Source organism: Paenibacillus forsythiae T98 (assembly GCF_000520735.1).
GTDB classification, from domain to species: domain Bacteria; phylum Bacillota; class Bacilli; order Paenibacillales; family Paenibacillaceae; genus Paenibacillus_AQ; species Paenibacillus_AQ forsythiae.
Map to the genome: position 1 here is coordinate 1 of NZ_ASSC01000176.1, position 7,879 is coordinate 7,879.

6 protein-coding genes are annotated in these 7,879 nt (G+C 53.7%); all 6 read left to right on the forward strand.

Features of this window, described 5'->3' with window-relative positions; all coding sequences use genetic code 11:
- Positions 1 to 211 precede the first annotated feature (211 nt).
- The 6 genes from glyQ to L692_RS0106485 all read left to right on the forward strand — a co-directional run bounded on the left by glyQ (position 212) and on the right by L692_RS0106485 (position 7,803).
- The gene (glyQ, locus tag L692_RS0106460; RefSeq protein WP_025698244.1) at positions 212 to 1,099 is read left to right on the forward strand and encodes a glycine--tRNA ligase subunit alpha; all 888 of its coding nucleotides are present in this window, start codon (positions 212 to 214) and stop codon (positions 1,097 to 1,099) included.
- Positions 1,092 to 3,167, forward strand: coding sequence for a glycine--tRNA ligase subunit beta (gene glyS, locus L692_RS0106465; RefSeq protein ID WP_025698246.1), 2,076 nt, complete (start codon positions 1,092 to 1,094; stop codon positions 3,165 to 3,167). The genes glyQ and glyS overlap by 8 nt, the downstream gene beginning before the upstream one ends.
- A 215-nt stretch (positions 3,168 to 3,382) precedes the next feature.
- Positions 3,383 to 3,862 carry a YaiI/YqxD family protein gene (locus tag L692_RS0106470; RefSeq protein WP_025698247.1) on the forward strand — a complete coding sequence of 160 codons (480 nt, stop codon included), beginning with the start codon at positions 3,383 to 3,385 and terminating at the stop codon, positions 3,860 to 3,862.
- Between the two features lie 40 nt (positions 3,863 to 3,902).
- The gene (gene dnaG / locus L692_RS0106475) at positions 3,903 to 5,723 is read left to right on the forward strand and encodes a DNA primase (protein ID WP_025698249.1); all 1,821 of its coding nucleotides are present in this window, start codon (positions 3,903 to 3,905) and stop codon (positions 5,721 to 5,723) included.
- Positions 5,724 to 5,763: 40 nt separating this feature from the next.
- Positions 5,764 to 6,894, forward strand: coding sequence for an RNA polymerase sigma factor RpoD (rpoD, locus tag L692_RS0106480; RefSeq protein WP_025698251.1), 1,131 nt, complete (start codon positions 5,764 to 5,766; stop codon positions 6,892 to 6,894).
- 45 nt (positions 6,895 to 6,939) lie between these two features.
- A complete protein-coding gene (locus L692_RS0106485) occupies positions 6,940 to 7,803 on the forward strand; it encodes a hypothetical protein (RefSeq protein ID WP_051503448.1) in 864 nt (287 codons plus the stop codon).
- Positions 7,804 to 7,879: the final 76 nt, after the last annotated feature.

Below are 7,879 nucleotides of genomic sequence, written 5' to 3' on the forward strand. Positions count from 1 at the left end.
GAACCGCGGGAGTACATGACAGCTCTCGTCCCTATGTCTGAATTTCAGGCATGGGGGCGGGAGCTTTTTGGTCTGGGACGGAGAGCAATCTATCTCTGCTCCGGAATATAAACACCGCCTCCATCGCAGGACGCTATGCCGGGCGTTTATTAGCGGTCAGCAGGACCGCGAAATCCGGCAGTTCTCAAACTTAAGCGAAGGAGTCGGTAACATGAATTTTCAGCAGATGATTTTGACGCTGAATGAGTTCTGGTCGAAACAGAACTGCATTATCGTTCAGCCGTACGACACGGAAAAGGGCGCGGGCACGATGAACCCGATGACCTTCCTGCGCTCCCTCGGACCCGAGCCGTGGAAGGTCGCCTATGTCGAGCCGTCCCGCCGTCCCTCCGACGGACGCTATGGCGAGAATCCGAACCGCCTGTACCAGCATCATCAATATCAGGTTATTATCAAGCCATCCCCGGATAATATTCAGGAGATTTATCTGGACAGCCTGAAGGCGCTCGGCGTCGATCCGCTGCAGCATGATATCCGGTTCGTCGAGGATAACTGGGAGAATCCGTCGCTCGGCTGCGCTGGACTCGGCTGGGAAGTATGGCTGGACGGGATGGAAATTACACAGTTCACCTATTTTCAGCAGGTGGGCGGCATCGAGACCAGCCCGGTTTCGGTTGAAATCACCTATGGTATGGAGCGGCTTGCTTCGTATATCCAGGAGAAGGAGAACGTCTTTGATCTGGAGTGGGTCGATGGCTTGACGTACGGCGATGTGTTCCATCAGCCGGAGGTGGAGCATTCCACCTATACCTTCGAAGTTTCGGACGTCAGTATGCTCTTTGGTCTCTTCAGTACGTATGAAGCGGAAGCGCGGCGGGCGATGGACCGCCACCTTGTGTTCCCCGCCTATGATTATGTGCTCAAATGCTCGCATACATTCAACCTGCTGGATGCGCGGGGCGCAATCAGCGTGACGGAACGTACGGGCTTTATTACGAGAGTGCGCAATCTGGCTCGCCAGGTGGCGGCTACCTATGTGGAGGAGCGCGAGAAGCTCGGCTTCCCGCTGCTCAAGAAAGAAGGTGTTCAGCTTGGCTAAGGATCTGCTGTTTGAAATCGGGCTGGAGGAAGTCCCGGCGCGCTTTATCCGGGCTGCGATGGAGCAGCTTCAGGACAGAACGGCAAAATGGCTGGAGTCCTCCCGTCTTGAGCACGGAGAAGTGCGGTCGTTCGCGACGCCGCGCCGTCTGGCCGTTCTTGTAAAGGATGTTGCCGAGAGACAGACGGACGTCAGCGAAGAAGTCAAGGGGCCTTCCCGCAAAATCGCGGTTGACGCAGCTGGCGAGTGGAGCAAGGCGGCCCTTGGATTTGCCCGCAGCCAGGGCGTTGCGCCCGAGCAGTTCACTTTTAAGGAAGTGGGCGGGGTCGAATATATCTATGCGACCAAGAGCAGTGAAGGTGTAGAGGCTTCTTCCTTGCTTGCCGAGGGGCTGGCCGGAATCGTAAGCGCGATGACTTTCCCGAAGAATATGCGCTGGGGAGCGTATGATTTCAAATTCGTTCGTCCGATTCGCTGGCTGGTCGCTCTGTTCGGCAGCGACGTTGTCGATTTTGAAATTGCGGGCGTTCGGACCGGCAAGGTCAGCCGGGGCCACCGTTTTCTTGGCCAGGAGGCGGTTATTGCCCAGCCTGCGGACTATATTGAAAGCCTGCGGTCCCAGCATGTCATTGCCGATGTGAAGGAGCGCGAGGCGCTGATCCTTGAGCAGATTAACAAGCTGGCTTCGGATAAAAGCTGGACGATTGCGATCAAGGACGACCTGCTGGAAGAAGTGCTGTTCCTGGTGGAAACTCCGACCGTGCTGTTCGGCACATTCGATCCCGCTTTCCTGAATATTCCGCAGGAAGTGCTGATTACGTCAATGCGGGAGCATCAGCGGTATTTCCCTGTGCTGGATGCCGAAGGTAAATTGCTTCCCTATTTCGTCACCGTGCGGAACGGAAATGCCGAGCATCTGGAAACGATCGCCAAAGGGAACGAGAAGGTGCTGCGGGCCCGTCTGTCGGATGCGAAGTTCTTCTATGAAGAAGACCAGAAGCTGAAGATTGAGGACGCGCTGGCCAAGCTTGAAAATATTGTTTATCATGAAGAGCTTGGCAGCGTCGCAGATAAAGTCCGCCGCGTCCGTCAGATTGCGGACAGTCTGGCCGCCAAGCTGCAGACATCGCCGGAAGCGGCTGTCAAGGGCAGCCGCGCCGCCGACATTTGCAAATTCGATCTGGTGACTCAGATGGTATATGAATTTCCGGAGCTTCAGGGAACGATGGGCGAGGACTACGCCCGTAAAGCGGGTGAAGATGAGCAGGTAGCCAAGGCGATATTTGAGCACTATCAGCCGCGCTTTGCCACAGACGCCATTCCGTCCACGGAAGCCGGGGCCATCGTCAGCATTGCCGACAAAATCGACACGATCGTCGGCTGCTTCTCGGTGGGCATTATCCCTACAGGCTCTCAGGACCCTTACGCGCTGCGCCGCCAGACCGCAGGCATTGTGCAGATCGTGCTGGAGCGGGAGCTTCCGGTCGGCTTGAACGATATTTTTGAAATCGCCGTTCAGGTTCATGAAAATACCCGGAATTTGAAACTTTCGACCGATGAGCTGCGTAGTAACCTGTATGAGTTCTTCGGACTGCGCGTCAAGCGCCTTCTGTCGGACAATGTGCGTTATGATGTGGTCGATGCGGTTATGGCCGCAGGCTACGACGATATTGTCGCCGTTGTGGCCAGAAGCAAGGCGCTCGCTGATGCCGTCCAGTCCAGGGAGAACTTCAAGAATACGGTGGACTCCTTCAATCGGGTCAGCAATCTGGCGGCCAAAGCTACCGGCGCCACTCTGGATTCCGCGTTGCTGGGTGAAGCGGCCGAAAGCGCGCTGTACGAAACCTGGCAGTCGCTGCGCGCGCCATATGAGAAAGCGCTCGAAGCGGATGATGCGGTTCAGGCGCTTGCGCTGCTGGCCGGACTCAGCGATGCGATCACCGTCTTCTTCGATTCCGTCATGGTCATGGCCGAGGATGAGCGGGTGCGGGGCAACCGGCTTGCGCTGCTGGCAGGCATTGATGCCGATCTGAAGAGCTTCGCCGATTTTGGCAAGCTGGTCTGGTAGCTTCGGATTTAAGTCCAGATGCGGGAGCTTGATGAAGAATATGCGTCTAAGGTGGTATAGAACGCGGGTTTAGGGTATAAATATACGGAACGGTGCCAGAAGCGCAGGCTTAGGGCTGTCGTTCCGTATTTTACGCTTTTTAAAGATTGGGAAGAACCGGCAGGATTTCTTGGGATTGTCGCGTATATATATTACACGGGAAACGGTGACAGACTATGGGAAGCTCAGACGCTCGGGAAACAACCATTGTGGTCGACGCGGACGCTTGTCCGGTCAAGAAGGAAACGGCGGACACCGCCCGCGCGTTTGGAGTGCCGGTGGTCATGGTGTCTTCTTACGCTCACGAACTTCGCGGGGGTGAAGGCGTCATGGTCGTGCATGTGGACAACAGCGATCAGAGCGCCGACCTCTATATTGCCAATCACATCAAATCCGGGGATATCGTATTGACCGGCGACTACGGCCTGGCGGCGCTAGCGCTTGCGAAGGGATGCCATGCCCTTTCTTTCAGGGGACAGACATACGATGAGACCAACATGGATATGATGCTTGAAGGCAGGCACGCGAGGGCGAAAGAGCGCCGCAGAGGCCATTACTCCAAAGGACCTAAGCCGTTTACCGCAGAGGATCGGAATACTTTTCAACATAAACTGACAAAACTTTTGAATTTATTGCAGGAAAATGTTCAGCCGTAGCGAATATTATTTATTTGTCAAGGGATGAAGGTGGTTGTTAGTGGCAAGCGGACACGGCAATATTCCCGAGGAAGTTATCGAAAGTGTGCTGGCGCGGCATGATATTGTGGATACCGTCGGGAAAGTTGTCCATCTGACCAAGCGGGGAAAATATTTGTGGGGCCTCTGCCCGTTCCATTCGGAAAGCACCCCTTCCTTCACCGTAACTCCAGATCGCGGAGTGTTTCATTGTTTCGGCTGCGGCATGGGCGGAAATGCCATCAAATTCAGGATGGAAATCGAAGGGTTATCCTTTCCCGAAGCCGTCAGGATTATGGCCGAAGAAAGCGACATTCCGGTGCCGGAAGGCGCGGGAAGCATGCAGTCCGCGCACAACCCGGAGCTTGACCGGCTGCTACAGGCGTATGAATGGTCTGCGAAGCTCTATCATTATTTGCTGAAGAATACGGAACACGGCAGAGCCGCCATGGATTATTTAAGATCCCGGAAATTCAGCGATCAGATGATTGACCAGTTCCAGATCGGATTTGCGCCGGATCGTTGGGATACGCTGCTTCAGTTTCTGGAAAGGCGGAATTTCGACCTTGCCGAAATGGAGAAAGGCGGCCTGCTGTCCTCAAGAAGCGAAGGCAAAGGTTATATCGACCGTTTTCGCGGGCGGATTATTTTTCCGATTGCGAACCGGGCCGGTAAAGTGGTGGCTTTTGCCGGAAGAATTCTCGGGGAGGGACAGCCGAAATATTTGAACTCTCCGGAGAGCAAGCTGTTTAACAAAAGCCGGATTTTGTACAATCTGCACCAGTCCAAAGCATCCATCCGCAAAACGCGGCAAATCGTTCTTTTTGAAGGATACGGAGATGTCATTTCGGCCTGGGAATCGGGTGTGCATAACGGCGTGGCGACCATGGGTACTTCGCTTACGGAGAATCATGCGTCGATGATGAAGGCTCTGGCTGATGAAATCGTCATTGCTTATGATGGAGACCGGGCGGGACAAGCTGCGGCGCTGAAGGCTCTTTCAATGCTCGAATCGACCGGACTTCGCGTCAAGGTGGCGGTGCTGCCAAGCGGACTGGACCCCGATGAATTTGTGTCTCAATATGGGGGAGACCGCTTCAGGGAACAGATCATTGAGTCCGCGGTATCAACTGTAAAATTTAAGCTTATATATCTGAAAAAAAACCATATACTCCTAGAGGAAGATGGCAAGATCGCTTATGTCAAGGAGGCGCTGCAAGTCATTGCTTCCCTGCATTCCTCAACGGAAAGAGAAGTATACCTGAAGGAAATCGCCTCCGAGCTGGAGCTGAGCTATGACAGCTTGAAGCAGGATTGCAATTTGCTCAGGGCTTCGATGCAAAAAAACATGCCCGAAGGGGATAATAACGTCAAAAGGTGGAATAATGGTAGGCATAAAAAAGGGCAGGTTCAGGCAAGAGCCTTGCTACCGGCTTACCATGCCGCGGAACGGAGTCTGCTGTCCCTGATGTTTCAGGATGGCGATGCGGCCGCGTATGTAAACGAACATCTGGGAGAAGATTTCAACATCGATGATCATGCGGCGATTGCCGCTTATCTATACGCTTATTATGCAGGGGGGAAGCAGCCGGATATCAGCCGGTTTCTGTCCTCGCTTCAGGACGACCGGCTGGAGAAAATCGCAGCCTCGATTTCCATGATGGAGTCGCCGCCGGACTGGAGTACGCAGGTGCTGGATGATTATATCCGCGAGGTGCGGAAATATCCCGTGCAGCGCATGATGGAGAAGAAACGGGAAGAAATGATTCAGGCGGAAAAAGCCGGTGATTTTTTACGCGCGGCACAAATAGCAAGTGAGATTATAGCCCTAGAGAGACAGTGAGACGTTGACAGGATGTATCTAGGGAGGAGGGAGTCGAATAATGGCGAACGATCAGCATACCGAACTGGAGGCGGAATTCACGCTTGACCAGGTCAAAGATCAGCTTATTGAGTCAGGCAAAAAAAGGTCTTCACTGAATATTAAAGATATCATGGAGAAACTGTCGCCATTTGATCAGGACCCCGAACAAATGGATGAATTTTATGAGCAGCTCAGCGATTTGGGGATTGAGGTCGTCAATGACAACGACGAGGAGGTAACGCTTCGTCCGAATGATGACAACGAGAACGGCGACAGCGACGATTTCAGCTTCGATGATGATCTGTCGCTTCCGCCCGGAATCAAGATTAACGACCCGGTTCGCATGTATCTGAAGGAAATCGGCCGCGTCCCGCTTCTGTCCGCCGATGACGAGGTTGAATTGGCCATGCGGATCAAGAATGGCGACGAAGAAGCGAAGCGCCGCTTGGCTGAGGCGAATTTGCGGCTGGTGGTCAGCATCGCGAAGCGTTATGTAGGCCGGGGCATGCTGTTCCTTGATCTCATTCAGGAAGGCAATATGGGTCTGATCAAGGCGGTCGAGAAATTTGACCACAACAAGGGCTTCAAATTCAGTACGTATGCAACCTGGTGGATTCGGCAGGCCATTACCCGCGCCATTGCTGACCAAGCGCGTACAATTCGAATTCCGGTTCATATGGTGGAAACGATTAACAAGCTGATCCGCGTATCCCGCCAGCTGCTTCAGGAACTGGGACGGGAACCTTCACCGGAAGAAATTGCGGCCGAAATGGAGCTTAGCGTCGAAAAGGTTCGCGAGATCATGAAGATTGCCCAGGAGCCGGTATCTTTGGAAACTCCGATCGGGGAAGAGGATGATTCCCACCTGGGTGATTTTATCGAGGATCAGGAGGCGCTTGCCCCTGCGGACGCGGCGGCTTACGAGCTGCTCAAGGAGCAGCTGGAGGATGTGCTGGATACGCTGACCGAGCGTGAAGAGAATGTGCTCCGTCTGCGCTTCGGGCTTGACGACGGCCGGACGAGAACGCTGGAGGAAGTCGGCAAAGTGTTTGGCGTTACCCGTGAACGGATTCGCCAAATCGAAGCCAAGGCTTTACGCAAACTGCGCCATCCAAGCCGCAGCAAACGGCTTAAGGATTTTCTGGAATAACACTCTTCACGGACCTTCTGCTGCATGCGGCAGGAGGTTCTTTTATTGTGGGACCAAAGCCTCGCCGAAAAGAGGGATAAGCCGTTGAATATGGACAAGCGTGCTATTATTTTGAGAGAAATCCAGTACTGGCGCCGCACGAAGCTGCTTCCGGAACAATACTGCGATTTCCTGACCCATTTATACGAAGATGAAGACAAAGTAAAAAGCGAAAATCCGATAACGCTGCAAAATTTGCAGCAGGGAAATATTAAAATATGGCTGTTTTCTTTTGGAATTATTTCCTTGATTTTGTTAATTGGTTTTTATTTTAGCGTTTTTCCCTGGGTTTTGCAACTTGCGACCGCGTTCTCGGTACTTGTGGTTTGTTACGGATATGCCAGCCTGTGGAGGGATCGCATGCCGGCAATCGGTCTGTCGCTCGCGGGTATCGGCAGCTTGCTGACGCTTGGCTTCGGCTTATGGATGATCTCTCTCCATAGTCTGAATCCGCAGGTGTGGGTTCCGATCCTTGTGGGAGCATCCGGGCTGCTGTGGGTCATTCTTGGTTTTAAGCTCCGGATCGGTCTGCTTCAGTTCAGCGGCTACGGGGCGCTCAGTCTCCTGTACGCCGGTTTCGCGGGCAGGCTTCGTCCGGAGGCGGGCCGGTGGGAGCTGCAACTGCTCTGGCTTCCGCTGTGCGTGCTGATGATCTGGCTGAGCTGGCTGCTGCATCATAGGGTTAGAGGCATTTCCGGAGTCTATTTTGCGGTCGGCGCGGCTTTATGGTTTATGCCTGAAATCGATTGCCTGCTGCTGAGGCATGATTACCCGGGATGGATCTCCCTTCTGCTCATTGGAAAAATGGCAGCCGAGCTGGCGATGCTGTTTCTCTTTCGAAAAAAATGGATTGCGTGGGTGGCTACATGAACAACGTAAAATTATCGCGTAGACTCGGACTGCTGCTTGAACAAATTCCGCACGGCTCGAAACTGGCCGATATCGG

Excerpts from the sequence above, each read along its gene's own strand:
- glyQ (WP_025698244.1), top strand. The coding sequence starts at position 212 with ATGAATTTTCAGCAGATGATTTTGACGCTGAATGAGTTCTGGTCGAAA.
- L692_RS0106470 (WP_025698247.1), top strand. The coding sequence starts at position 3,383 with ATGGGAAGCTCAGACGCTCGGGAAACAACCATTGTGGTCGACGCGGAC.
- rpoD (WP_025698251.1), top strand. The coding sequence starts at position 5,764 with ATGGCGAACGATCAGCATACCGAACTGGAGGCGGAATTCACGCTTGAC.